We start from the raw sequence: 24829 nt of genomic DNA, 5'->3' as shown, positions 1-24829 counted from the left end.
GCGGCGTTGTGGTGGGTCGTAGAGTGCCCCCGTGGAACTCTTGACGGCACTTCAGGGCGGGTTCGGCGACAGTGCCGACGCGCTGCGGATCGACGGACGGACGCTCTCCCGCGAGCAGTTGCTCGGGGCGGCCTCGGTGGTGGCCGGGCGGGCCGCGGGTGCCTCGGCGCTCGCGGTGGTGGCCCGGCCGACGCTGGAGACCGTGGTGGCGCTGGTCGGCGGGCTGCTGGCCGGCGTACCGGTCGTCCCGCTCGCGCCCGACGCGGGGCCCGTCGAGCGCGACCACATCCTGCGCGACTCCGGAGCCGACCTGCTGGCCGGGGCGCCGGACGAACCGGCCGGGGCCGTGGCGGCGCTGCCGGTGGACCTCGCCGAGAGCACCACCTCGCGCCACCCCGAGCCGTCCGGCGAGCGGGCCGGGCTGGTGCTCTACACCTCCGGGACCACCGGGCCGCCCAAGGGCGTCCAGCTCTCGCCCGGTGCGCTGGCCGCGGGCCTGGACGCGCTGGCGGCGGCCTGGGAGTGGACGTCGGAGGACACCCTGGTGCACGGGCTGCCGCTGTTCCACGTGCACGGCCTGGTGCTGGGCGTGCTCGGCGCGTTGCGCACCGGGAGCAAGCTGGTGCACACGGGCCGGCCGACCCCGGCCGGCTACGCCGAGGCCCAGGGCACGCTGTACTTCGGCGTCCCCACCGTCTGGTCCCGGATCGCCGCCGACGAGGCGTCGGCCCGCGCGCTGGGCGGCGCCCGGCTGCTGGTCTCGGGCAGCGCGCCGCTGCCCGTCCCGGTCTTCGAGCGGCTGGCCGCCGTCACCGGGCAGGCGCCGATCGAGCGCTACGGCATGACCGAGACGCTGATCACGCTCAGCACCCGGGCCGCCGGGGAGCGCCGGCCCGGCAGCGTCGGGCTGCCGGTGGACGGCGTGCGCACCCGGCTGGTCGGCGAGGACGGCGGCTCGGCCGTCCCCTCGGACGGCGAGAGCCTGGGCGAACTCCAGGTCGCCGGACCGACCTTGTTCGACGGCTACCTCGGCCGTCCGGAGGCGAACGCGGAGGCCTGGACGTCCGACGGCTGGTTCCGCACCGGCGACGTCGCCACCATCGGCCCCGACGGCTTCCACCGCATCGTCGGCCGCGCCTCGGTGGACGTGATCAAGAGCGGCGGCTACAAGATCGGCGCCGGCGAGGTCGAGGCCGCCCTGCGCGACCACCCCGCCGTCGCGGACGCCGCCGTGGTCGGCGCCCCGGACGCGGACCTCGGCCAGCTGGTGGTGGCCTTCGTGATCCCCGACGGCCCGGTGACGGGCGAGCAGTTGACCGCCTTCGTGGCCGAGCGGCTCTCCGTCCACAAGCGCCCGCGCCGGGTGGTCCTGGTCGACGAACTGCCGCGCAACGCGCTGGGCAAGGTGCTGAAGAAGCGCCTGCTGGAGGGGTGAGGGGTCAGCACCCGGTCAGCCGGAAGGCGAGGCCTCCGAAGGCGACCTGGTCGCCGGGGTGGACGGTGACCGAGCCGGTCACCCGGTGGCCGTTGACGTGGGTTCCGTTGGTGGAGCCGAGGTCATGGAGCACCCAGCCGTCCGCCTCGCGGCGCAGCTCGGCGTGCGAGCGGGAGACCGAGGAGTCGGCCAGCCGCAGGTCGCTGCCGGGGGCGCGGCCGATCAGCAGGGCCTGCGGGCCGAGTTGGGGGAGCGTCAGGCCCGGCAGGCGCTCGGCGCGCCAGGCGCCGCGCAGCCGGACGGCGAAGGCCGAGAGCCGGCCGACCGTGCGCAGCGCCAGGCGCGCGAGCGGCCCGTCGGCGGGCAGGTCGGCCAGCACGGCCTTGAGCTCGGCCCGGCTGCGGGCGGCGAGGACGAGCTCCATCCGGTGCATGAAGGTGTCGTGCGAGAGCCGGCCGTCCCCCGCGCCGTCGCGGAGTACGGCCAGCGCCTGCTCCCGTTCGGCCTCGGAGAGCCGGGCCGGCCAGGAGGGTGGCACCGTGCTGGTCCGGTGCTCGGGAGAGGTCATGGAACTGATTGTCCGTCGGACCGGCTCGCGGTGTCCAGGCGCTGGTGGCGGCGGGTGCCGACGCGGCGGGGCGGGCCCGTGCGGTGGGGGCGGGTAGGGTCGGCGGCCGGAGACGACGGAGCTGGAGGCGGGCGGATGAAGAGCGGTCAGGCGCTGGTGGCGGCGATCGACATCGGCGGGACCAAGATCGCCGGCGCACTGGTGGGCGCGCACGACGGCGTGCTGCACCGGCGCACCGAGCGGCCGACGCCCGCGAAGGCGGACGGCGAGGTGGTTCTCGGCGTGGTCGCCGCGGTGCTGGCCGAGCTGGCCGGGGGACCGGACTGGGCGCGGGTGGCGCTGGTGGGCCTCGGCAGCGCCGGGCCGGTGGACGCGGTCCACGGGACCGTCAGCCCGGTGAACATCCCCGGCTGGCGCGACTTCCCGGTCGTGGCACGGGTGCGCGAACTGGCCGGCGGACGGCCGGTGGTGCTGACCGGCGACGGCGTCGCGATGACCGCCGCCGAACACTGGCTCGGCGCGGCCCGCGGCTTCGACAACGCGCTCTGCATGGTGGTCTCCACCGGTGTCGGCGGTGGCCTGGTGCTGGGCGGCTCGCTCTACCCGGGCCCCTCCGGCAACGCCGGCCACATCGGCCACATCAGCGTCGACCTGGACGGCGACCCCTGCCCGTGCGGCGGGCGCGGCTGCCTGGAGGGCCTGGCCAGCGGCACGGCGATCGACCGGCACGCGCGTGCGGCGGGCTGGCGGCCGGATCCGGCCGACGGGCAGGGCGCCGCCGCGGTGGCGGTCGCGGCCCGGGCGGGCGACCCGCGGGCGCTGGCCGCCTTCGGCCGGGCCGGGCAGGCGCTGGCGGCCGGCATCGCGGCGACCGCGACCCTGGTCGAGCTGGACGTGGTGGTGATCGGCGGCGGCGTCGCCCAGGCGGGGGAGCTGCTGTTCGGGCCGCTGCGGGTGCAGTTGGCGCAGTACGCGACGCTGAGCTACGTGCGCGGCCTGCGGGTCCGCCCGGCGGAACTGGCCACCGACGCCGGGTTGGTGGGCGCAGCGGCGGCCGCCCTGCGGGTGGCCGGGGCGTGAACCCGCGGGTGACGTCGCGTCAGCAGGCTTGAGACGTCCGGCAGAGCGGGTACCACCGGGGTGGTGCCGGACCGCCGGTGCGTGGGGGTGCTCCGGCCCGGCCGGGTGATCCGTGCGCGCGGCCCCGCTCACCACCCGGCGCGAACGGCGCCGGGGACGCCCGAGGTCAGGGGAAGTCGTGATCGTCTGGGTCAACGGGACATTCGGTGCGGGCAAGACCAGCACCTGCCGGGAGCTGGTCGAACTGCTGCCCGGGAGCACACTCTACGATCCGGAGCAGGTCGGCTCGGTGCTGCGCGGGCTGCTGCCCCGGGAACGGCTCGACCAGGTCGGCGACCTCCAGGACCTGCCGTCCTGGCGCGCGCTGGTGCCGGAGGTGGCGACGGCGATGCTGGCCGAGCTGCCCGGACCGCTGGTGGTGCCGATGACCCTGCTGCGGGAGGACTACCGCGACGAGATCTTCGGCAGACTGGCGGCCCGCGGACTCTCGGTGCACCACTTCGTGCTGCACGCTGAGGAAACGATCCTGCAAGAGCGCATCGAGCGCGGCGAGGCGTTTCCCGGCGACGCCGAGGCGAGCGAGCGGGTGCGCGACCGGGGCCGGCGCCAGCTGGCCGCCTACCGCGCGGCCCAGCCCTGGCTGCACCGGGACGCCCACGTCGTACGGACCGACGACCTGACGCCGCGCCAGACGGCCGAGGCGCTGGTCGCCCTGGTCAAGGAGGGCGCGGGCCGCTGCCCGATCGTGCGCAGCGCCGCCGGGGCCGGTGACACCGTCGCGGCGGCGGTGCTGTTCTTCGACGAGCAGGACCGGGTGCTGCTGGTGGACCCGGTCTACAAGCCCGCCTGGGAGTTCCCGGGCGGCGTGGTCGAGCAGGGCGAGGCGCCGACCGGCGCCGCGGTCCGGGAGATCGAGGAGGAGCTCGGACTGCACCTGGACCCCGGCCTGCTGCGGCTGCTCGCGGTGGACTGGGAGCCGCGGATCGGCCAGCGGCGCGGCGGAATGCGGCTCGTCTACGACGGCGGGCGGCTCACCGCGGCCCAGCGCGCGGGCCTGCGGCTGCCTCCGGACGAGCTGCGCGCCTGGCGGTTCGTCACCCTGGCGCAGGCCCGGGAGCTGCTGACGGAGGGCCGGTTCCGCCGCCTGGTCGGGGCCCTGGAGGCGCGCGTCCTGGGCGAGCCGCGCTACCTGGAGGCCGGCCTCCCGGCAGCCCTCGGCCCGGCCGCCCGGAGGACCTGAGACGGTAGGGCAGGATGGCAGCGTGCCCTTCACCCTCAGCCACCCCGCCGCCGTCCTGCCGCTGCTGAGCGGGGTGCGCGGGCGCGGGCCGCTGGTCGCCTCGGCGCTGGTCGCCGGGTCGATGGCGCCCGACGTGCCGTTCTTCGCCGCCTCGCTGCGCCCCGGGCTCTACCGGCACGGCGCGCTGACGCACCGCTGGTGGGCGGTGCCCACGCTCGACGTGGCGATCGCGGGGGCGCTGGTGGCGGGCTGGTACGGGGTGCGGGTGCCGCTGCTGGCGCTGCTGCCCGACCCGTGGGCGGCTGCGGCCACGGCGGCCACCGCGCCGTCCGGGCGGCGGCCCGGGGGCGGCGAGGCGGCGGCGTTCGCGCTCTCCGCCGCCGTCGGGGCGGCCACGCACGTGGGCTGGGACGCCTTCACCCACCAGGGCCGGGCGGGTGTGCGGCTGCTGCCCGCGCTCAACCGGGAGGTGGCGGGGGTGCCGCTGTACACCGTGCTGCAGTACGGGACGTCCGCGCTCGCGCTCGGCGGGCTGGGCCGGTACCTGGCCCGGGAGCTGCCGGTGGCGCCGCCCGCGCCCGCGACCCGGCCGCCCTCGCCCGCGACCCTGCCGCCGGTGAGCGGCGGCCGGGGGGCCGGACGGCGCCTGCTCGGCGCCGCGGCCGTGCTGGGCGCCGCCCACCGGGTCGCCCGCTCGGCGCGGGTGCGCGGCCCCGGGCAGCCGCGCAGCCTGATCGCGGACCTCTGCTTCGGCGCCGGCGCGGGCGCGGCGGCCGGGGCCGTCCTGCTGGCGGCCCGGCGCCGCTCGTCGCAGCCTCAGGCGCGGGCGGCCCAGGCCTGCGCGTAACCCCGCAGGAAGAGCGCCTCGGCGAGGGACATCGACTCCAGCTCGGCCGGATCCACGCTCTCGTCCACCGCGTGGATCTTGGTGGTCGGTTCCTCCACCCCGATCAGCACGATCTCCGCCTGCGGGTACAGCGTGCGCAGCGTGTTGCAGAGCGGGATCGAACCGCCCATCCCGGAGACCGCCATCTCGACGCCGAACGCCTCGTGCATCGCGGCGCCCAGCGCCTCGTACGCCAGGCCGCCGGTGTCGGCGCTGAACGGCTCGCCGCTGCCCAGCGGGGTCACGGTGACCTGCGCGCCCCACGGGGTGGCGGCCTCCAGGTGGGCGGTCAGCGCCTTGCGGGCCGTCGCGGTGCTGATGCCCGGCGGCACCCGCAGGCTGACCAGCGCCTTGGCGCGGGCCTGGACCGAGGAGGTGGCCCCGGCCACCGGCGGGACGTCGATCCCGATCACGGTCGCCGCCGGGCGCGCCCACAGCCGGTCCGCCACGCCGCCGGTGCCGATCAGCCGCACACCCTCCAGCACCTCGGCGTCCGCCTGGAAGCGCTCGTCCGGATAGGCGACGCCGGACCAGCTCTGGTCGCACTCCAGGCCCTGGATCGTGGTGCCGCCGTGCTCGTCGTGCAGCGTGGCGAGGATCCGGATCAGCGCGAGGAGCGCGTCGGGCGCGGCGCCGCCGAACTGGCCCGAGTGCAGGTTGCCGGCCAGCGTGGCGACCTCGACCTCGACCTCGACGATCCCGCGCAGCATGGCGGTGGCGGTCGGCTGGCCGGCCGCGAAGTTGCCCACGTCGCCGATCACGATGGCGTCGGCCGCCAGCAGCTCGGGGTGGGCCTTGGCGTACTGCTCCAGGCCGCCGGTGCCCTGCTCCTCCGAGCCCTCGACGATCACCTTGAGCCCGACCGGCAGCGCGTCCCCGTAGGTGGCCCGCAGCGCCCGCAGAGCCGTCAGGTGCATCAGGATGTTGCCCTTGCAGTCCGCCGCGCCGCGCCCGTACCAGCGCCCGTCACGTTCCGTCAGCTCGAACGGCGGGGTGTGCCAGCCGGCCTCGTCCAGCGGCGGCTGCACGTCGTAGTGCGAGTAGAGCAGCACCGTCGGCGCGCCCTGCGGACCGGCCAGCTCGCCGTAGACCGACTGGGTGCCGTCCGGGGTGTCCAGCAGGCGAACGCCCGTCAGGCCCTCGGCGGCGAACGCGTCCGCGACCCAGCGGGCGGCCGCCTGGCACTCCTCGACCGGGAACTGACGCGGGTCGGCGACCGAGCGATGGGCCACCAACGCGGCCAGGTCCGTCTGCGCACGGGGCATCAGGGAACGGACGGCGGCGGCGAGGTCCGGCGAGGACATGGGTGACTCCTGAGGTGGAAGAGATCGTCCCGCCGAGCATAGGTGGACGCGGCGCACCGGCATGTTTGGCGGCGGGTCACGGACTGCGGTGGCGCGCCGCATAGGATTGCTTGACGTGACAGATTCCGGAAGCCCACGCGACCCCAGCCTGCCCGTCGAGCCGAGCCTGCCCGACGCGATCGCCCCCGAGAGCGGGGCGGCCCCCGAGCCGCTGGACGGCGTCGATCCGATGGACGGCGTCTGGGACGTCGTGGTGGTGGGCGCCGGACCGGCCGGCTCCTCGGCCGCGCACGCCGCGGCGGCCCACGGCCGCCGGGTCCTGCTGCTCGACAAGGCCGAGCACCCGCGCTACAAGACCTGCGGCGGCGGGATCATCGGCCCGTCCCGGGACAGCCTGCCGCGCGACTTCAAGATCCCGTTCCAGGACCGGGTGCACGCCGTGACCTTCGCGCTCAACGGGCGGTACACCCGCACCCGGCGCTCGCGGCGGATGCTCTTCGGGCTGGTCAACCGAGGCGAGTTCGACCTGCGCCTGGTCGAGGCGGCCCAGCAGGCCGGCGCGGTGCTGGTGACCGGGGTGACCGTCACCGGCATCGAGCAGCAGGGCGGCGAGGACCGCCGCACGGTCGCCGTGACGCTGGCCGACGGGCGCTCGGTGCAGGCCCGCGCGGTGGTCGGCGCGGACGGCAGCGCCAGCCGGATCGGCCGGCACGTCGGGGTGACGTTCGACCAGATCGACCTCGGCCTGGAGGCGGAGATCCCGGTGCCCGAGGACGTCGTCCGCGAGTGGGCGGGCCGGATCCACCTGGACTGGGGGCCGCTGCCCGGCAGTTACGGCTGGGTGTTCCCGAAGACCGACTCCGGCACCCTGACGGTCGGGGTGATCTCCGCGCGCGGCGACGGCGAGCGCACCAAGCAGTACCTGGCCGACTACATCCGCCGGCTCGGCCTGTCCGGGTTCACGCCGTCCGTGGAGTCCGGCCACCTGACCCGCTGCCGGACCGAGGACTCGCCGCTCTCGCGCGGCCGGGTCCTGGTGGCCGGCGACGCGGCCGGCCTGCTGGAGCCGTGGACCCGCGAGGGCATCTCGTACGCGCTGCGCTCGGGCCGGCTGGCGGGCGAGTGGGCCGCCCAGGTGGCCGAGGCGGCCAGCCCGACCGAGGTGCGCCGGCAGGCGCTGAACTACGCCTTCGCGATCAAGGCGGGCCTGGGCGTGGAGATGCGGGCCGGTCGGGTGATGCTGGAGGCCTTCGAGCGGCGTCCGCACCTCTTCCACGCGGCGGTCTGCCTGGTCGCCCCCGCCTGGCGGGCCTTCGCCCGCACCACCCAGGGGCAGACCACGTTCGCGCAGATCATGCGGCAGTACGCCGCCGCACGCCGCCTCGCCGCGATGGCGTCGCGGTAGCGTCGTGGCCCGTACTCCCCTGGGGGAGTGCGGGCTACCGGTAGAGCTCGTCGCCCAGCGGGCTGCGCAGGTAGAGCACCGAGCGGCCGTGCCGGGCGCGGGTGACCAGCCGGGTCTGCGACAGGACGGCCAGGTGCTGGCTCACCGCGCCGGCCGTCACGCCGAGCCGCAGGGCGAGTTCCGTGGTGGAGACCGGTTCGTGCAGCATCGCCAGCAGCCGGGCCTTCGGCGCGCCCAGCAGCAGTTCCAGCGCCCGGGTGGTCGGCGGCGGGTCCAGCGCGTCCGCCATGGTGCCCTGGCCGCGGGCCGGGTAGGTGACGGCCGGCGGCTGCTCGGCGCTGATCGAGGTGACCGCCCCGCGCGCGAAGCAGCTGGGGACGAACACCAGGCCGCGCCGGTCCACCGGGACGTCCTCGTCCCGGGCGGTCCAGTTCCGGCGGATCGTCAGGACGCCGTCCGTCCAGTGCAGGCGTGGGTCCAGCTCGGCGAACATCGCGGCCACCCCGTGCTGGGCCAGGACGCGGGCGCGGTAGACGATGTCGGCTTCCAGGACGGACCGGGCGCGCGGCCACCAGGCGGGCGCCAGGCAGGTGTCCCAGTACTCCTCGACCGCGTCGCAGATGTCGGCCAGCAGCCGCGCGGGGTCGTCCAGCCCGGCCGCGAGCGGGGCCGGGAGTACCCGGTCGTGCGGCAGGAAGGTCTGCTCCAGCTCGGCGCGCAGCCGCTCGGGCGCGGTGGCCCGCACCGTGGCGAGTTCGGCCCGGAAGTCGGGGGAGGGGCAGGCCGGGCGCGGGGTGAGGAAGTCCGGGACGTACCGGTTGGAGGAGACCAGCGAGCGGAGCAGCTCGGTGTCCAGCCGCTCGAAGTCCGGCCGGATCCGGCGGAACCACGGTTGCTGGGCCGGATAGACCCCCGGGTGGGTCCACATCCGGATGCTGAGCACCGCCTCGTGCAGCGGTGAGCAGGCGAACGAGGCCGAGGCGAGATCGGCGAGGCCGAGATGGAACCGGTGCATGACCGCCCTTCGATTGAGATACAGACTAAATCAGTTCTCCCGGGGTAGCTCGACGCGTTCTGATTTCGTCATGACGACGACAACTGACGCGGTGTCGGCCGCGCCCTCAGCCCTGCCCCCGGCCCCACCTGTCTCCCCCCGGGGCTCCCGGCTGCTGCCGCGCGACCCGGTGCTGCGGCTGCTGACCTGGACGACGCTGGTCAACTGCCTGGGCAACGGGCTCTTCCTGACCGTCAACACGCTCTACTTCACCCGGATCCTGGGCTACGGCGTCGGGGCGGTCGGCGTGGTGCTGACCGTCGCCGGCCTGTGCGGGGTGCTGGCCGGAATCCCGGCGGGCCGGGCCGCCGACCGCTGGGGCAGCAAGCCGGTGCTGGTCCTGCTGATCGCGCTGGAGGCGGTCGGGACGGTGGGCTACGTCCTGGTGGGCGGCTTCGCGGCGTTCGCCGTGCTGACCTGCCTGCTCGCCGCCGTCGACCGCGGCGCGGCCGCTGTGCGCAACGCGCTCTACGCCGAAGTGCTGCCGCCCGACCAGCGGGTGACCGGGCGCGGGTACCTGCGAGCCGTCACCAACGTGGCGATGGGCCTCGGTTCGGTGCTCGCCGCGCTCACCCTGCAGGCCGACAGCAGGGCCGCGTACACCGCGACGATCCTCGCGGACGCGCTCTCCTACGCCCTGGTCGCGCTGCTCCTGCTGCGCCTGCCCGGCACCGAACGCGCTCCGGCCGCACGGGAGACGGCCGGGGCCGAGCAGAGCGGGGCCGGGCAGCCCGCAGCCGGGCAGGAGCAGCCGCGGGACCGGCGCAACCCGGCGCTGCGCAACCTGCCCTTCCTGGTGGTCACCGCCCTGAACTCGGTCCTCACTCTGCAGTTCGCGATGCTGGAGATCGGTGTGCCGCTGTGGATCGTCAAGGACACCACCGCCCCCCGGGCTCTGGTGGCCGCGACGATGGTGGTCAACACGGTGCTGGTGGTCTTCCTCCAGGTCCGGGCCACCCGCGGCACCGACCAGCCGGGCGCCGCCGCCCGCGCCTGCGCCCGTGGTGGCCTGTTGCTCGCCGCCTCCTGCGCCGTGCTCGGGCTGGCCCACGGCCTGTCCGCGGTGCTCGCCTCCGTCGTCCTGCTCGTCGGGGTGGCGTTCCAGGCGGGCGGTGAGGTGCTCAGCCAGGCCGGCGGCTGGGCGCTGAGTTACGACCTGGCGGGCGAGGGCGCGCACGGCAGCTACCAGGGGGTGTTCAGCACCGGCGGCTCGGTCGCGCTGATGATCGGCCCCGCCCTGGTCACCCTCGCGGTGGTCGGCCACGGGCTGGCGGGCTGGCTGCTGCTCGGCGCGCTCTTCGGTGTGACGGGCGCCGCGATGCGCCCGGCCGTCCGCTGGGCCACCGGCGTCACCGCGGCCACCGGCGCGACGGCCTGACGTATCCGGTGGGAGGCCGCTCCGCCAGGGCCGGCGGCCGCGGCCCCGGCGGACTGCGGCACTGGTGGGGGCGGGGTGCGGCATGCCAGAGTCTCCTTGGCCAGTCCGACCCACCCTCATATCGGATACCGGAAAGCAGGTCCACCACGATGACCAGCGCAGCACCCGCCGAAACCCCGCTCGTCCGCGTCACCACCGCGGGAGTCGTCACCACCCTCGAACTCGACTCCCCGCACAACCGCAACGCGCTCTCCAGCCGGCTGATGGCCGAGCTGGAGCAGGGCCTCGCCGGGGCGGCCAAGGACCCGGCCGTGCGGGTCGTGGTGCTCGGGCACACCGGCAAGGTGTTCTGCGCGGGCGCCGACCTGTCGGAGGCGACCGGCGCGGACCCGACGGTCGGCCCGCGCGGGCTGGTCGACATCCAGCGGGCCATCGTGGAGTGCCCGAAGCCGGTGATCGCCTATGTCAACGGGCACGTCCGGGCCGGCGGGCTCGGGCTGGTCGGCTCGGCGGACCTCGCGGTCGCCGGTCCGGCCGCCACCTTCGCCTTCACCGAGTCGCGGCTCGGGCTGGCCCCCGCCGTCATCTCGCTGCCGCTGCGGCCCAAGCTGGAGCCGCGTGCCGCCGCCCGCTACTACCTGACCGGGGAGACCTTCGACGCGACGGAGGCGGCCCGGATCGGCCTGATCACGCTGGCCGCCGAGGAGCCGGAGGCCGCCCTGGCAGAGCTGCTGGCCGCCCTGCGGCTGGCCTCCCCGCAGGGGCTCGCCGAGTCCAAGCGGCTGGTCAACGCGGACGTGCTGCGCTCGTTCGAGCAGGACGCCGACGCCCGGGTCGAGCAGTCCGCCCGCCTGTTCGGCTCGCCCGAGGCGCAGCAGGGCATGCGCGCCTTCCTGGAGCGTCGCCCGGCGCCGTGGGCGGCCGCCGAGTAGCGACGGCCGCGGCAGCCGGTGTGACCTTGCTCGCCCGGCCGGTCGCCGGGCGGGCCCGGCGGATACGGTGAGCGCATGTCGATCACTGCCACCGTGTTCTCCGCCGTCCGCTCCCGTGCCCGCCGGGCCACCGGCCGTGCGGTGCACCGCGGGTGGCGCTGGGTGCAGGAGCGCGGTGCGGTGTCGAACCAGAACCCCGGCCCGTACCGCTTCCACACGCTCGGCGACGGCAGCAAGCTGGCGTTCCCGCTGGGGACGGTCTTCAACGAGCAGTCGATCGCGATCGGCCCGTTCTGCATCATCGGCGAGCAGGTGACCATATCGGCTGGTTTTCTGCCCGGTCTGGACCTCGGTCCCGAGCCGGTGGTGCGGATCGGCGGCGGCTGCGTGATCGGCCGTGGCAGCCACCTGGTGGGCCATCAGTCGATCGTGCTCGGCGACGACGTCTGGACCGGCCCGAACGTCTACATCAGTGACCAGGCACACGAGTACCGCGACACCGACCTGCCGATCGGCAAGCAGTGGCCGCGCAACGAGCCCGTCGAGATCGGCGCGGGCAGCTGGATCGGCACCGGCGCGGTGATCCTGCCCGGCTCCCGGATCGGCCGCAACGTGGTGGTGGCGGCGGGCTCGGTGGTCCGTGGCGAGATCCCCGACCACAGCGTGGTGGCGGGTGCCCCGGCGAGGGTGGTCCGCAGCTTCACCGAGGCCGAGGGCTGGCAGCCGCCGTTCCGCACCGACCCGCCGCGTCCGCTCCCGGAGGGCGTCACCGCCGAGCAGCTGCGCGCGCTGGTCGGCTGGGACCTGCACGTGCCGACGGAGAAGCAGCCGTGAGCGGGCAGCACAGCGGCACGCCCGCCTCGCCCGCCTCGCCCACCTCGTCCGGTTCGCCGGACCTGGTGCTGCGTCCGGCCACGCACGCGGACGTCGAGCCCATCGCCGAGCTGCGGGCCGTGGTCATGCGCGCCGATCTGGAGCGGCTGGGCCGCTACGACGGGCAGCGGGTGCGGCAACGGCTGCGGGACGCCTTCGATCCCGACTGCACCTGGGTCCTGCTGGTGTCCGGCGCCTTCGCGGGCTGTGTCGCGTTCCGCCCGGCCGAGGACGGCCACTGGGTGGAGCACTTCTACCTCGCGCCGGCCCACCAGAACCGCGGCCTGGGCGCCGCGGCGCTGCGCACGTTGCTCGACCGGGCCGACCGCCTGGGCCTGACGGTCCGGCTGAACGTCCTGCAGGGCAGCCCGGCCCGGCGGCTGTACGAGCGGCACGGGTTCCGGGTGGAGCGTCAGGACCCGGTGGACGTCTTCATGGTCCGCCCGTCCGGGCCGTCCGACTGAACGGGCGCTGATCCCGCTCCCGGCCTGTGCCGCTCAAGCGGCCGGGAGCGCCGGACCGATGGTCAGGACCACGGCGTCCCGCGTCCGCGCGGTGTCGGGATGGGTGAGCCGGACGGCGTCGTGGCCGGCGAGCGCGACGGCCAGGACCGTGGTGCCCGGTGCCGGCCGCAGCTCCACCGGACTGTGGGCGACCGTGACGGCGAGGGCGAGACCCCGGGCCATCACGTTGAGCGCGGTCACCGGGCCGTCCGACAACCGGCCGGCGGTGGGGAGTTCGCCGGGGAAGGCGAACGGGTCCAGCGGACGTACGGTGACCGGCGGTGCGTCGCCGACCGTCAGCTCCAGGCCCGCGCCCTCGACGACGGTGAGGATCCGGTCCAGGCCGGGGAAGACCGAGAACGGTCCGTCGGCGGCCACCTCGGCCAGGCTCACCCGCCAGGACCCGTCGGACGCGGCGGCGACCTCGCGGGTGATCCCGCCGCCGTTGCGCCAGGGCGTGGCAGTGCGGTCGGCGGCGGGCAGCTGGTGGAGGGTCACGGGCGTCAGGCTATCGCGCGGAGCCGCTCAGGACGGTCGCGGCGGGACGCGGCCGGTGCGCCAGTGCGGCCAGCACCGCCGCGCCCGCGCCCGCCGCGGCGACCGTGGTCAGCGCGATCGGCAGGCTCGCCGCGTCGGCCAGGAAGCCGATCACCGGCGGCCCGATCAGCATGCCGCCGTACCCGAGCATGGAGGCGGTCGCCACCCCGTGCGGCCCGCCCTCCTGCCCGGCGCGGGCGATCGCCAGCGGAAAGAGGTTGGCCAGTCCCAGGCCGACCAGCACGAAGCCGGCCAGCACCAGCGCCACCGACGGCGCCAGCGCCGCGAGCAGCATCCCGGCACCGGCGGTCAGGCCGCCGGCCACCATCAGCCGGGCCGGTCCGAACCGCATCGCCAGCCAGGTCCCGCCCAGCCGGCCGGTGGTCATCGCGAACGCGTACGCGGCGTAGCCGATGGCCGCCAGGCCGGCGCTCGCGTGCACGTCGTCGGTCAGGTGCAGGGTGGCCCAGTCGGCGAGCGCGCCCTCGCCGTACGAGCTGAAGAGCGCGGTCAGACCGAGCAGCAGCACCAGGTAGCGGGCAGGCACCAAGGGACCGGACGCCGCCGCCATGGGCGCGGCCGCAGGTGCGGTCGCCACCGTCCCGCGCGGCTCGCGGAGCAGGACGGCGCCGGCGACCGCCGTGACCGCGGCGCCGAGCAGCCCGCTCAGGGCCAGTGCCCAACTGGCCGTCAGCGAGGTGGCCAGCAGGCCGCCGAGCGAGGCGCCGATCAGCCCGCCGAGGCTGTAGCCGGCGTGGAAGCTCGGCATCACGGGCCGCCGCAGTTCGGCGACCAGTTCGACGGCGGCGCTGTTCATCGCGACGTTGGCCGATCCGTACCCGGCGCCGAACAGCACCAGCGCCGCGCCGAGCGTGAGCACCGAGTGGGTGTGCGGCGGCAGCACCGCGGCGGCGCTGAACAGCGCGAGCGCGACGACGGTGACCCGCCGGCTGCCGAACCGTACGCAGAGCCGGCCGATCAGCGGCATCGCGGCCACCGCGCCGGCCGACAGGCAGAGCAGCGCGAGGCCGAGGGAGGAGTGCGAGGCGTGCACCTGGGCCCGCACGTCGGGGATGCGCACCACCCAGGCGGCGAAGAGGAAGCCGTCGACGGCGAAGATCGCGGTCAGCGCGATCCGGGCGGCGGACCAGGCGCTGGGTGCGGGGGAGTGGGGGAGGGTTGCCGGGCGGGTCGGGCGGGCAGTTTTGTTTAGGAGCGGCACAAAGTCACAATAGAGGAGTGCCGCACACTCCTTCAAGCCCCGGCTCCGGCCCCGGGCCCGCCACCCGCCGTCCGATGCCGGACCGCGGGCGCACCCTGCTCGGACCGGCCCTCGCGCTGGTGCACACCGGCCGGGCGCCCACCCGCTCGGCGCTCACCGCCGCGCTCGACGTCACCCGCGCGACCGCCGGCGCCGTCGCGGCCGAGCTGGCCGCCCTCGGCCTGGTCACCGTCGACCCGCACCCCGTCGGCACCGGCCGCGGCCGCCCCTCCCACCGGCTCGGCATCACCCCCGAGGGCCCGGTCGTACTCGCCGCCCAACTGCACGCCGACGGCCTGAGCGTCGCGCTCGCCGGCCTCGGCGGCGACCTCGGCGAACCCGTCCACCACCCGCTGCCCGCCGCGACCGGCCCCGAACCGATGCTCGGGGCGATCGCCGAGGCCGGCGCCGCCCTGGTGCGCGGCAGTCGTCGCCGCTGCCTGGGCGCCGCCCTCGCGCTGCCCAATCCGGTCACCGAACCGGAGGGCGCCGCCCTGGCCGCCCTGCACTTCGGCTGGCCCAGCGGCACGCCCGTCGCCGCCCTCTTCGCCCAACAGCTGAACGCCGTCGACCTCGGCCCGCGCGCCCGCCACCCGCTCCCCACCGCCGTCGCCAACGACGCCAACCTCGCCGCCCTCGCCGAGCACCGCCACGGCGCCGGCCGCGACGCCCGCCACCTGCTGCTGGTCACCTCCGGACACCGCGGCGTCGGCGGCGCCCTGGTGGTGGACGGACGCCTGCACACCGGCAGCACCGGACTCGCCCTGGAGGTCGGCCATCTGACGGTCGACCGTTGCGGCCGCGACTGCCCCTGCGGCAACCGGGGCTGCCTCAACGTCGAGACCGACCCGCAGGCCCTCCTCGCCGCCGCCGGCCGGACCCCCACCCCCGGCCGCCCGCTGCTGGCCGAGGCCCGTGCGTTGGCCCGCACTGCCGACCACGACCCGGACGCCCGCAAGGCCGTCGACGAGGTGGCCAAACTCCTGGGCATCGGCCTGGCCGGCCTGGCGAACATCCTCAACCCCGACCGCATCGTCCTCAGCGGCCTGCACCGCGACCTGCTCACCGCCGCCCCCGACCACCTGCGCTCGGTCGTCGCCGACCGCAGCCTCTGGGGCCGGATCTGCCAAGTCCGCATCGTCCCGGCCGAACTGGAGTACGCCGAACTGGTCGGCGCAGCCGAACTCGCTTGGGAGCCGTACCTGGCGGACCCCCAACTCGCGGCGCGGTGAGCCGAGTGAGCCGGGTGAGGCCGGTGAGCCGGATGCTGACGGACCCCCGTCGGTGCGACCCCTGGGCCGGGCGGCGATAAGCGGAGGCTGGAGCTACGGTTAAAGTTACTTATCGTAGTTATCGATTACCATGAGTTCATGGAAACCGTGGATGTGGACCGTACCGATGCCGCCTACCGTGCCTGGCTCAAGGAGGCCGTCCGCAAGGTGCAGGCCGACGCCAACCGCTCGGCCGACACGCACCTGCTGCGCTTCCCGCTTCCCGAGGCCTGGGGCATCGACCTCTATCTGAAGGACGAGTCGACCCACCCGACCGGCAGTCTCAAGCACCGGTTGGCCCGTTCGCTCTTCCTCTACGGGCTGTGCAACGGGTGGATCCGTCCCGGCAAGCCGGTGATCGAGGCGTCCAGTGGTTCCACCGCCGTGTCGGAGGCGTACTTCGCGGCGCTGGTCGGGGTGCCGTTCATCGCGGTGATGGCCAAGTCGACGAGTCAGGCGAAGATCGACCTGATCGAGTTCCACGGCGGCAGCTGTCACCTGGTGGACGATCCCTGTGAGGTGTACGAGGTCTCGATGCGGCTCGCCGCGGAGACCGGCGGGCACTACATGGACCAGTTCACCTATGCCGAGCGGGCCACCGACTGGCGCGGCAACAACAACATCGCGGAGTCGATCTTCGCCCAGCTGCGCCGCGAGCCGCACCCCGAGCCCGCCTGGATCGTCGCCACGGCCGGGACCGGCGGCACGTCGGCCACCATCGCCCGCTATGTCCACTACCAGCAGTTCGACACCCGGATCTGTGTCGCCGACCCGGAGAACTCGGTCTTCTTCGACGGCTGGCTGCGGCACGACCCGCAGGCCACCTCCGAGCGCGGCTCGCGGATCGAGGGGATCGGGCGGCAGCGGATGGAGCCGAGCTTCGTGCCGGGCGCGATCGACCGGATGATGAAGGTCCCCGACGCCGCCTCGATCGCCGCCATGCGGGTGCTGGAGAACGTGCTCGGCAAGAAGGCGGGCGCCTCCAGCGGGACCGGCCTGTGGAGTGCGCTGAAGATCGTCGCGCAGATGCGGGCCGCGGGTGAGCACGGCAGCGTGGTCACGCTGATCTGCGACCCGGGCGACCGGTATCTCGACAAGTACTACTCGGACGAGTGGCTGGCCGCGCAGGGTCTGGACATCGCGCCCTGCCGGGCGGAGCTGGAGGCGTTCCTGGCCGACGGGAGCTGGCCTGCGAGGTAACGGGATCTGGCCTGCGAAGTAAGCGATGTGATAGTCACTCTGTCATGAATGATCTTCTGACAGAGCGTTTGATCCTGCACCCCCTCACCATCGCCGAGGCGGAGCGGGTCGCGGCGGGCGAGGCCGGCCCGGACGACCGCTGGGCCGCCGACTACCCGGCCCAGGGCGAGCGGGTCGGCGCCCGGATGTTCCTCAAGGGCCACGCGCTGGCCGGCGGCGACACCCACCCCTTCGGCGGCTACGAGATCCGCCGCCGCTCCGACGGCCTCGCGATCGGCGGGATCGGCTTCCACGGCGCCCCCGACGAGGACGGCTCGGTCGCGATCGGCTACGGCCTGGCCGAGTCGGCGCGCGGCCAGGGCTACGCGACCGAGGCCGTCCGCGGCATCCTCGCGGCCGCCGCCGGGTGGGGCGTGAGCCGGCTGCTGGGCGACACCGAGCACACCAACCTCCCCTCCCAGCGCGTGATGCTGGCCGCCGGAATGGCCTTCACGCACGAGGACGAGGAGCTCAGGTACTACGCGGCGACGCCGGCCTGATCCGCGCGGCTCAGGCGCCGGCCAGCACCAGCTCGCGGACGTACTCGCGCGCGGTCTCGGCGGCCTCGGCCGGGAGCATCGCGTCGGTCACCCAGGTGTCCACCTCGGCCAGCTCGGCGAAGGTGGACAGACCCACGGTGGCCCACTTGGTGTGGTCGGCGACGACCACGACCCGGCGGGCGGAGGCCACGAAGTTCCGGTTGGTCTCCGCCTCGGCGAGGTTCGGGGTGGAGAGCCCGGCCTCCGGGGAGAGGCCGTGGGTGCCCAGGAAGAGCAGGTCGAAGTGGAGCGAGCGGATCGCCCGGTCCGCGACCGGCCCGACCAGCGAGTCGGACGGCGTCCGGACACCGCCGGTCAGCACCACGGTGCTGCCCGCGCCCTCGCCCAGCGCCTTGGCGCGTTCGAAGACGTCGGCGACCCGGACCGAGTTGGTCACCACGGTCAGCTGTGCCACCTGGGTGAGGTGCTGGGCCAGCGCGAACGTCGTGGTGCCGCCGGAGAGCGCGATCGCGCTGCCGGGCGTCACCAGGGCGGCCGCCGCGCGGGCGATCTCCTCCTTGGCGGACAGCTCCAGCGAGGACTTCGCCTCGAAGCCGGGCTCGTGGGTGCGGGCCTCCTCGACCGGCACCGCCCCGCCGTGCACCTTCTCGATCGCGCCGATCTTGGCCAGCGCGTCGAGGTCCCTGCGGATCGTCATGTCCGAGACGTTCAGCCGCCGGGTCAGTTCGTTGACCCGCACGCCACCGCGCCGGCGCACCTCGTCCAGGATCATCGCCCGGCGCTGCTCGGCTAGCAGGTTGCTGTTGTCGGCCACGTACGCCGCCCCGCCTCTCAGTGATCCAACCGTTCAGCCCATCCTGCCACGCCCGGACCGGGCATCGGGCCACTCGGACGGAGATCGCGGGGCGGATCCGGTGGCCGGCCGGGCCGCCGATCCAACGCGGCGGCGCCGGTCAGGAGTTCCTGGGCAGCGGAAGATCGGCCGGAACCAGCAGTTGGAGGTCCTGCGTGGAGGGGTCCGGCAGCTGGGCCACCCGCATCGCGTGCCGCTCCACCATGGTCTCGAAGACCTGGCGGGCGGTGCGCCCGTTGCCGAAGTTGGGCCCTCGGTGCAGCGTGGAGAAGTGGCCCAGCAGCGCCTCCGCGGTCGACTCCGCGAGCTCGTACTCGTGCTCCACGCACTGGGTGCGGGCGATCTCCAGCAGCTCGGCGTCCGAGTAGTCGGGGAAGGCGACGGTGCGTGAGAAGCGCGAGGAGACACCGGGGTTGGCGGAGAGGAAGCGCGCCATCTCGGCGGTGTAGCCGGCCACGATCACCACGACCTCGTCGCGGTGGTCCTCCATCAGCTTGACCAGGGTGTCGATCGCCTCCCGGCCGAAGTCCCTGGCGCCGTCCTCGGGGGCCAGCGCGTAGGCCTCGTCGATGAAGAGCACACCGCCCCTGGCCTGGTCGAACGCGGCCTGGGTGCGGATCGCGGTGGAGCCGATGTGCTCGCCGACCAGGTCGACCCGGGCCACCTCGACCAGGTGGCCGCGCTGCAGCACGCCCAGTGAGGCGAGGATCTCGCCGTAGAGCCGGGCCACCGTGGTCTTGCCGGTGCCGGGGGAGCCGGTGAAGACCAGGTGCCGGCGCAGCGAGGGCGCCTTGAGCCCGGCCTGCCGGCGGCGGCGGCCGACCGCGATCAGGTCGATCAGGGTGCGCACCTCCTGCTTCACGGTGGCCAGGCCGATCAGCGCGTCCAGCTCGGCCAGCGCCTCGTCGGCCGGGCGGCAGTCCGGGATCGGCGCGATCTGCGCCAGCGGTGCGAGTGCGGGGGCGCTGGTCAGCTGGGCCGTGCGCGGCGCCGGGACGGTCTCGGGCGGCGGCGCGCTCGGCGCGATGTCGTCCGAGGTGCAGGCCTCCACCACCGGGCCCGGCTCGGAGAACTCGAAGCCGGCGCGGGCGTTCTGCTCGGCCCGGCAGCGGGTCAGCGCGCTGCGGCAGCCGTCGATGATGTGGAAGCCGAAGCCGTTGCCCTGGGTCACCCGGCAGTCCTCGAAGCTGCCGCGCCCCTGCGCCGAGACGTACACCGCGGCCTCCGCGCTGCCGCGCACCACACAGTCGCGCAGCACCGGGTCGGCACCCTTGGTGACGATCACCCCGGTCGCCACGTCGGAGATCTCACAGCCCGTCAGCAGCCCGCCGCTGCCGTGGTCGCGGAACCACATCCCGGTCCCGGCCTGCTGGACCCGGCAGCGTTCCAGCGCGACCGAGGCGCCCGAGCTGACCGAGACCGCCGAGCTGCGGATCCGGCTGAACGAGGTGTCCGTCACGGTGGCCCGGGAGTCGCGGTCCAGCACGAAGAGCGCGTCGGGCAGGTCGTGCAGCGAGCAGTCGGCCAGCGTGAGCTGCGCGCCGTCGCTGACCCAGATCGCCGGGTAGTCCCCGGTGCTGTCCTCGATCTCGCACCCGGTGGCCTCGACCCGGGTGCCCGGGTCCCAGACCGAGAGCGCGCCGCGGCCGAACGCCCGGATGTTGGTCTGTTCCAGCGTCAGCAGCGAACGGCCGCGAAGATCGGCGGCGTTCTCCGGCAGATCGTGCAACCGGGAGCCGACCAGGGTCAGTTCGGCTTCGGTGTCCAGGGTCAGGCCGTTGCCGGTGACCCGGTGGATCTCACACTCGGTCAGCCGGCCGGCCGCCTTGGCCTCCGCCTGCACCCCGCTGCCGCGGATCTCGTAGATCTCACAGCCCGTCAGGTCGGCCCGACTGCCGGCGTCGGTGAGCAGCACGCCGGCTCCGGCGGCGTGGTGCAGCCGGCAGCGGGTGAGGCGCGCGCTCGCGCCCTCCAGGACGGCCAGTCCGGCCTGTCCGGCGGCGGAGACCTCGCACTCCTCGAAGGCGGCGCTCGCCCCGCCCCGCAGCCGCAGGCCCAGACCCGCCGGATTGGCCACCGTGCAGCCGGTGAGCGTGGGGTCGGCCCGGTCGTCCACCTCGATGCCGACCGCGGAGTGGGTGTCCACCCGGCAGCCGGTCAGCCGGGCGGCGGCCTCCGGGCCGGTGATCAGGACGGCGGCGGCCGAGCTGTCGTAGCCCTCGATCAGCAGGTCGCGCACGACGGCGGCCGCGGTGATGGTGAGCGTGACACCGGAGGGCGGGTCCAGTCGCACGGTGCCCGGGCCCTCGGCGGGCTGCAGGGTCACCGGCTTGTCCAGGACGACGTTCTCCCGGAACACCCCGGGGCGCAGCGTGAGGGTGTCGCCCGGTTCGGCGGCGGCGAGGGCCTCGGCCAGCGTCTCGTACTCCCCGGCGCGGCGCCGCCAGCGCGAGCCGCTGTCCTGCGTGACCCGGACCCTGTGCTCACCCATGACGCTCTGTCGCCCTCGCCCTCTGCTGGTCGCTCTCCGCCACCGTAGTCGGCCCACCGTAGCGCGCTCGGCGAGGCCGTCGTGCCAGCCGATCTCCCAGCCGATCTCCCGGTCGATCGCTCGGTCGATCTCCCAGCTGATCTCCCGGCCGGTCGCCCAGTCGTTCTCCTGAAGACGCTAGGCGGCGGGCAGTCGTTCCCCGCGCTCCAGCACGGTGACCAGGTCGCCCAGCCGGACGGTGCCCAGGACGTCGCCGCTCACCCCGGCGGGGCGTTCGGGGATCAGGTTGACGCCGAAGGCGGCCTTCTTGTCCAGCCGGTGGTGGGCGGCCAGCGAGGTGAGCGGCTCCGGGCCCTGGCGCTCGCCGGTCTCCTGGTCGGTGGTGGTGACCACGCAGCGGCCGCAGAGTTTGACGGCCCGGAAGGTCAGCTCGCCTATCCGGACCCGCCGCCAGCCGTCCTCCTCCCAGGCCTCGACGCCGTCGACCACCAGGTTGGGGCGGAACCGCTCCATCGGCAGGGCGGTCGCGCCCTTGGCGGTCATCCAGTCGTTGAGCGAGGCCAGCGAGGCCGTCGTGGTGGCCAGCAGCGGGAACCCGTCGGCCATGCTGACGGTGTCCCCGGGGGTGCAGAAGCGCTCGTTGACCGGCCGGGCCAGCGGGTCGTCCAGGTGCAGCAGGCGGACGGGCCCCAGGTCTTGCGGGAGGTGCTCGGCGAACCAGAGGTGGGCCTTCTCCTCGGCCTCGGCGGCGGCGAACCGGGAGCCGAAGATGTCGCCCACGGCGGGGCTCGCCGAGCCGGCCGGGGCCGGGACCCGCAGCCGGTCACCCTCGGGGGAGGTCACCAGGAGCGCGCCGTCCTCGTCCAGTTCGGTGCGGAAGCGGCTCAGCGCGGGGGCGTCGCGCTGGGTGATCGCCTTGCCGTCCTGGCCGGCCAGCATCCAGCGCCGGTCGCCGCTGAGACCCCATGGCTCGACGGTCGCGCTGGCCGGGCTCTGCCGGTACATCGACTTGACGGGGTAGCGGTGCAGACCGGTGAGGAGAGGCATAGCGCCATCCTGCCAGGCTCCGCCCGGTGCGCCCACGGACGGGGGTATGCGCACGGGCCGTCCGGGACACCGCGCTGCGGTGCTCCGAACGGCCCGTGGATGACCGAAAATCCCCCCTGGATCCTTCGGTCAGTAAGCCTGCCCCTGTTGAGGCGGCGCCTGCTGGCCGTACTGCTGCTGATAGCCCTGCTGGCCCTGCTGGTTGAACTGCCCCTGCCCGAACTGCCCCTGGCCGAATTGGCTCTGGCCGAACTGCCCCTGCGCGTAATTCTGTTGCGCCGGCTGCTGGGCCATGCCCTGCTGCGTGGCCTGCTGGCCGGGCTGCTGGAAGAACTGCGCCGGCGGCACCGGGCGCACGGGCGCCACCGGGGCCGGCGGCGAGGGCCGGAAGCCGCCCTGGGTGTCCCACGGCTGCGGCGAGGGGTAGCCCTGCTGCACCGGTTGGGCGGGCACGCGCGGACCGGGCAGGTACGGCTGGCCGCCGTAACCGGGCACCGGGGGCTGCGGCGTGGCGTACGAAGGAGCCGGATAGCTACTGCCGGTGCTCGTACCCGGGCCCAGAGCGAGCCGGGCCGGCGGCAGGGCCGGCAGCAGGCTGGTGCTCTCCAGCGCCGAGCCGAAGCCCGGGGCGGGTTGGTAGGGGGCCGGGGGCAGTGCCGCCGGCACGTTGATCGGCGCGATCTGGGGGACTCCGCGCTCTGCGACCAAGCTGTCGTAGATGGGCGTGCCCGACGAAAAGGACGGAGCGTAGTAGCCGACTCCGTCGTAGGAGCGGGGCGAGGTCATGGGGCATACCGTAAGCCCAGAATGTGCCACCTGAGGAGTGTGGGAGGGGGGTAGTTCGAGTGTTTACACAGTCTTCGCTCGCGCAAAGGCCCTGAATGACGAAATATCGGGCATATCGCGGACGTTTTCCGGCCGTTCGGCTGCTGTTCGGACGCCGAGCAGGGGTGAGCCCCCCGGGTTTCGGGGGGCTCACGGTGGCCTAAGCTGGCCTCATCACCGACCACGGCACCGCTCTGTCGTGTCCGGGGCGATCTCTTTGGATGATCCGCCAGGTCGGGTGCCACGTCCTCGAAGCCGTGAGGGTCAGCTGTTCTGCAGCGCCTGCGCGGGGAAGCCCGGCAGCGGCGTCAGCTCGGAGGTGCAGAACGAGCAGCGGACGGCCGCGGCCGGAATGCGGCTCAGGCACTCGGGGCAGTCGGTCTTGGGCTGCTCGGAGGCCTTCGGCTCGAAGCGGGCCTGCAGCTTGCCGACCGGCACCACGACCACGAAGTAGATCACCGCGGCGATCAGCAGGAAGCTGATCAGCGCGTTGAGGAACGCGCCGTAGGGGAACGCGGTGCCGCCGACCTCGAAGGTCTTCTGGGTGAAGTCGCCGATGGTGCCGGTCGCGACGCCGATCAGTGGCGTCAGGAACGCCGTGACGAAGCCGGTGACGACGGCGGTGAAGGCCGCACCGATGACGATACCGACGGCCAGGTCTACTACGTTTCCGCGCAGCAGAAAGCTGCGGAAGCCCTTGAACACGGCGTTGAACTCCAGATGGATCGGCGGAGGGTGATGACCTCACCCCCTCGTCCGCCATCCTGGCCAACCGGAGGGAGTGCGGTCCAACCCGCCTCACTCTCTCCAGCTAACGTGGAAACGAGAGTTGACGGACCGTCAGAGTGTCCGTGCACGCACCTGTGCCGCCATTCCCCGCCGGGAGTGCAGCGAACGCTCGTAGAAGTCCACCATCTGGGCGGTGACCTGGTGGAGCGTGAAATTGGTCAGGAAGCGCGCCCGGGCGGCCTGGACGCGGCCGGTCGAGGCGCCCGGGTCGGCGAGCACCGCGCCCAGGGCGGCGGCCAGTCGCTCCGGGGACTCCGGCGGCACCAGCACCGCGTAGTCCTCCGAGCGCACCGTCTCGCGCAGCGCCGGCACGTCGGAGCAGACCAGTGGGACGCCGACGCCCATCGCCTCCATGGCGGCGCTGCCCAGGCCCTCCCAACGGGACGGCACGGTGAACACGTCGGCGGCGGCCATCAGGTCGTAGACGTCGCCGCGCGGTCCGAGGAACCGCACCCGCTCCCCGACCCCGGCTGCCGCGGCCAGCGCGTGCAGCCGCGCGCTCTCCGGTCCCGGGTCCCCGGCCAGCAGCAGGACGGCCTCGGGAGCGCCGTGCAGCACCCGAGGCCAGGCGGTGAGCAGGACGTCGAGCCCCTTCTGGTACGCCTGGCGCGCCGCCGCCAGCACCACCGGGGTGTTCGGCGCCAGGTCGAGGCCGGCCCGCACGGCTGCCCGCCGCTCTGCCGTGACCGTGCCCAGCACCTCCGGATCGCGCCCGGCCGGCACCACGTCGATCCGGCCGGCCGGTATCCGCAGCCGACCGGCCATCGCGCCCGCCACGTGCCGGGTCAGCGCGTGGAAGCGGCGGGTGCCCTGGGCGGTCGCCGCGTCCACCGCCTGCGCGGCCCGCATCCGCCACGGGCTCAGCCCGCGCGCGTGCAGGTGTTCGGGCCCGTAGGCGGGGTTGACCAGGCTGGAGACCACCGGCGTGTGGGCGGCCAGCGCCGCGGCCCGGCCGAGCACGTCCGACTCGTACAGCGTGGTGTGCACCAGATCGGGACGGCGCTCGCGGACCAGCGCTCGCAGCGCCGCGGCGGTGCGGCCCCGGCCGCGGTGGTGCACGCCGAAGACGGTGGCACCCGCGGCGGCCAGCTCGGGTTGGAACCCGCCCGGGGACGCCGTCAGGTACGCGACGTCGAGCTTGACGCCCGAGTGCACCAGCTGTGGTGCCAGCGCCAGCAGCCCCTGTTCGGCCCCGCCCACCCGGTTGAGGCTGTCGATCACGTAGAGCACATGCATCCGACTCATCCCCCTGACGCGGCGCCTGGTCGGCCTCCCATGCCGGCCATCGCCCGGGCCTAGCATCGCAGCCCGGACGCCCCGCCCGCCAGGGAATCCACGGCGGAACGTGTCCCGGGGCC

At 74.6% G+C, this 24829-nt stretch carries 23 protein-coding genes; 12 read left to right on the top strand and 11 right to left on the bottom strand.

Annotated features, from left to right (window positions below; all coding sequences use genetic code 11):
• Positions 1-31 precede the first annotated feature (31 nt).
• The gene (locus BS80_RS04085; protein WP_035792619.1) at positions 32-1435 is read left to right on the top strand and encodes an acyl-CoA synthetase; all 1404 of its coding nucleotides are present in this window, start codon (positions 32-34) and stop codon (positions 1433-1435) included.
• 4 nt (positions 1436-1439) lie between these two features.
• Here BS80_RS04085 and BS80_RS04080 read toward each other — a convergent pair whose 3' ends face one another.
• Positions 1440-2003: a DUF1707 and FHA domain-containing protein gene (locus BS80_RS04080; protein WP_035792617.1), complete on the bottom strand. Its 564-nt coding sequence runs from the start codon at positions 2001-2003 to the stop codon at positions 1440-1442.
• 135 nt (positions 2004-2138) lie between these two features.
• Between BS80_RS04080 and BS80_RS37460 the strand changes: the two genes are divergently transcribed.
• The 3 genes from BS80_RS37460 to BS80_RS04065 all read left to right on the top strand — a co-directional run bounded on the left by BS80_RS37460 (position 2139) and on the right by BS80_RS04065 (position 5170).
• Positions 2139-3083 (top strand): ROK family protein, encoded by a 945-nt coding sequence (locus tag BS80_RS37460; RefSeq protein ID WP_051965873.1) that lies wholly within the window; start codon positions 2139-2141, stop codon positions 3081-3083.
• Positions 3084-3261: 178 nt separating this feature from the next.
• A complete protein-coding gene (locus tag BS80_RS04070) occupies positions 3262-4323 on the top strand; it encodes an NUDIX hydrolase (RefSeq protein WP_035792611.1) in 1062 nt (353 codons plus the stop codon).
• Positions 4324-4345: 22 nt separating this feature from the next.
• Entirely contained in the window at positions 4346-5170 is an 825-nt protein-coding gene (locus tag BS80_RS04065) for a DUF4184 family protein (RefSeq protein ID WP_035792610.1), read from the top strand.
• On the opposite strand, the gene BS80_RS04060 is transcribed toward BS80_RS04065, so the two are convergent.
• The gene (locus BS80_RS04060; RefSeq protein WP_035792609.1) at positions 5140-6513 is read right to left on the bottom strand and encodes a dipeptidase; all 1374 of its coding nucleotides are present in this window, start codon (positions 6511-6513) and stop codon (positions 5140-5142) included. The two genes, BS80_RS04065 and BS80_RS04060, sit on opposite strands and share 31 nt — an antisense overlap.
• Before the next feature lie 229 nt (positions 6514-6742).
• Here BS80_RS04060 and BS80_RS04055 point away from each other — a divergent pair, with 229 nt between their 5' ends.
• Entirely contained in the window at positions 6743-7918 is a 1176-nt protein-coding gene (locus tag BS80_RS04055; RefSeq protein WP_083974219.1) for a geranylgeranyl reductase family protein, read from the top strand.
• 34 nt (positions 7919-7952) lie between these two features.
• Here BS80_RS04055 and BS80_RS04050 read toward each other — a convergent pair whose 3' ends face one another.
• Positions 7953-8933, bottom strand: coding sequence for an ArsR/SmtB family transcription factor (locus BS80_RS04050; protein ID WP_035792603.1), 981 nt, complete (start codon positions 8931-8933; stop codon positions 7953-7955).
• Positions 8934-9003: 70 nt separating this feature from the next.
• Between BS80_RS04050 and BS80_RS04045 the strand changes: the two genes are divergently transcribed.
• The 4 genes from BS80_RS04045 (at position 9004) to BS80_RS04030 (ending at position 12619) form a co-directional block, all read left to right on the top strand.
• A complete protein-coding gene (locus tag BS80_RS04045; RefSeq protein WP_198045419.1) occupies positions 9004-10350 on the top strand; it encodes an MFS transporter in 1347 nt (448 codons plus the stop codon).
• Between the two features lie 149 nt (positions 10351-10499).
• Positions 10500-11282, top strand: coding sequence for an enoyl-CoA hydratase family protein (locus BS80_RS04040; protein ID WP_035792601.1), 783 nt, complete (start codon positions 10500-10502; stop codon positions 11280-11282).
• Between the two features lie 75 nt (positions 11283-11357).
• The gene (locus BS80_RS04035; protein ID WP_035792599.1) at positions 11358-12116 is read left to right on the top strand and encodes an acyltransferase; all 759 of its coding nucleotides are present in this window, start codon (positions 11358-11360) and stop codon (positions 12114-12116) included.
• 62 nt (positions 12117-12178) lie between these two features.
• Complete coding sequence (locus BS80_RS04030; protein WP_035793328.1) at positions 12179-12619, top strand: GNAT family N-acetyltransferase; 441 nt, start codon at positions 12179-12181, stop codon at positions 12617-12619.
• A 33-nt stretch (positions 12620-12652) separates the two neighbouring features.
• Here BS80_RS04030 and BS80_RS04025 read toward each other — a convergent pair whose 3' ends face one another.
• Both BS80_RS04025 and BS80_RS04020 read right to left on the bottom strand, forming a co-directional pair.
• Entirely contained in the window at positions 12653-13156 is a 504-nt protein-coding gene (locus tag BS80_RS04025; protein ID WP_035792597.1) for a HutD/Ves family protein, read from the bottom strand.
• A 10-nt stretch (positions 13157-13166) separates the two neighbouring features.
• Complete coding sequence (locus BS80_RS04020; protein ID WP_035792595.1) at positions 13167-14417, bottom strand: MFS transporter; 1251 nt, start codon at positions 14415-14417, stop codon at positions 13167-13169.
• A 74-nt stretch (positions 14418-14491) separates the two neighbouring features.
• Here BS80_RS04020 and BS80_RS04015 point away from each other — a divergent pair, with 74 nt between their 5' ends.
• The 3 genes from BS80_RS04015 to BS80_RS04005 all read left to right on the top strand — a co-directional run bounded on the left by BS80_RS04015 (position 14492) and on the right by BS80_RS04005 (position 17466).
• Entirely contained in the window at positions 14492-15688 is a 1197-nt protein-coding gene (locus BS80_RS04015) for an ROK family protein (RefSeq protein ID WP_035792593.1), read from the top strand.
• A gap of 138 nt (positions 15689-15826) precedes the next feature.
• Positions 15827-16927 carry a PLP-dependent cysteine synthase family protein gene (locus tag BS80_RS04010; RefSeq protein ID WP_051965868.1) on the top strand — a complete coding sequence of 367 codons (1101 nt, stop codon included), beginning with the start codon at positions 15827-15829 and terminating at the stop codon, positions 16925-16927.
• A 44-nt stretch (positions 16928-16971) separates the two neighbouring features.
• Complete coding sequence (locus BS80_RS04005) at positions 16972-17466, top strand: GNAT family N-acetyltransferase (protein WP_035792587.1); 495 nt, start codon at positions 16972-16974, stop codon at positions 17464-17466.
• A gap of 10 nt (positions 17467-17476) precedes the next feature.
• Here the strand turns inward: BS80_RS04005 and BS80_RS04000 are convergent, their stop codons facing one another.
• The 6 genes from BS80_RS04000 to BS80_RS03975 form a co-directional block, all read right to left on the bottom strand.
• Positions 17477-18280 (bottom strand): DeoR/GlpR family DNA-binding transcription regulator, encoded by an 804-nt coding sequence (locus BS80_RS04000; RefSeq protein WP_035792585.1) that lies wholly within the window; start codon positions 18278-18280, stop codon positions 17477-17479.
• Between the two features lie 139 nt (positions 18281-18419).
• Positions 18420-20810 carry a right-handed parallel beta-helix repeat-containing protein gene (locus tag BS80_RS03995; RefSeq protein ID WP_035792583.1) on the bottom strand — a complete coding sequence of 797 codons (2391 nt, stop codon included), beginning with the start codon at positions 20808-20810 and terminating at the stop codon, positions 18420-18422.
• A 177-nt stretch (positions 20811-20987) separates the two neighbouring features.
• Positions 20988-21857, bottom strand: a complete 870-nt coding sequence (locus tag BS80_RS03990) for an MOSC domain-containing protein (protein WP_035792580.1) — start codon at positions 21855-21857, stop codon at positions 20988-20990.
• Between the two features lie 129 nt (positions 21858-21986).
• Positions 21987-22643 carry a DUF6643 family protein gene (locus BS80_RS03985; protein ID WP_051965867.1) on the bottom strand — a complete coding sequence of 219 codons (657 nt, stop codon included), beginning with the start codon at positions 22641-22643 and terminating at the stop codon, positions 21987-21989.
• A gap of 303 nt (positions 22644-22946) precedes the next feature.
• Positions 22947-23387 carry a large conductance mechanosensitive channel protein MscL gene (gene mscL / locus BS80_RS03980; protein ID WP_035792578.1) on the bottom strand — a complete coding sequence of 147 codons (441 nt, stop codon included), beginning with the start codon at positions 23385-23387 and terminating at the stop codon, positions 22947-22949.
• 135 nt (positions 23388-23522) lie between these two features.
• On the bottom strand, positions 23523-24707 hold the full coding sequence (locus BS80_RS03975) for a glycosyltransferase family 4 protein (RefSeq protein WP_035792576.1): 1185 nt from the start codon (positions 24705-24707) through the stop codon (positions 23523-23525).
• Between the last annotated feature and the right edge of the window lie 122 nt (positions 24708-24829).

This window comes from Kitasatospora mediocidica KCTC 9733, assembly GCF_000744225.1.
GTDB classification, from domain to species: Bacteria; Actinomycetota; Actinomycetes; order Streptomycetales; family Streptomycetaceae; genus Kitasatospora; species Kitasatospora mediocidica.
The sequence above is the reverse complement of the archived record's forward strand: the minus strand, read 5'-3'. Positions and strand labels throughout refer to the sequence as shown.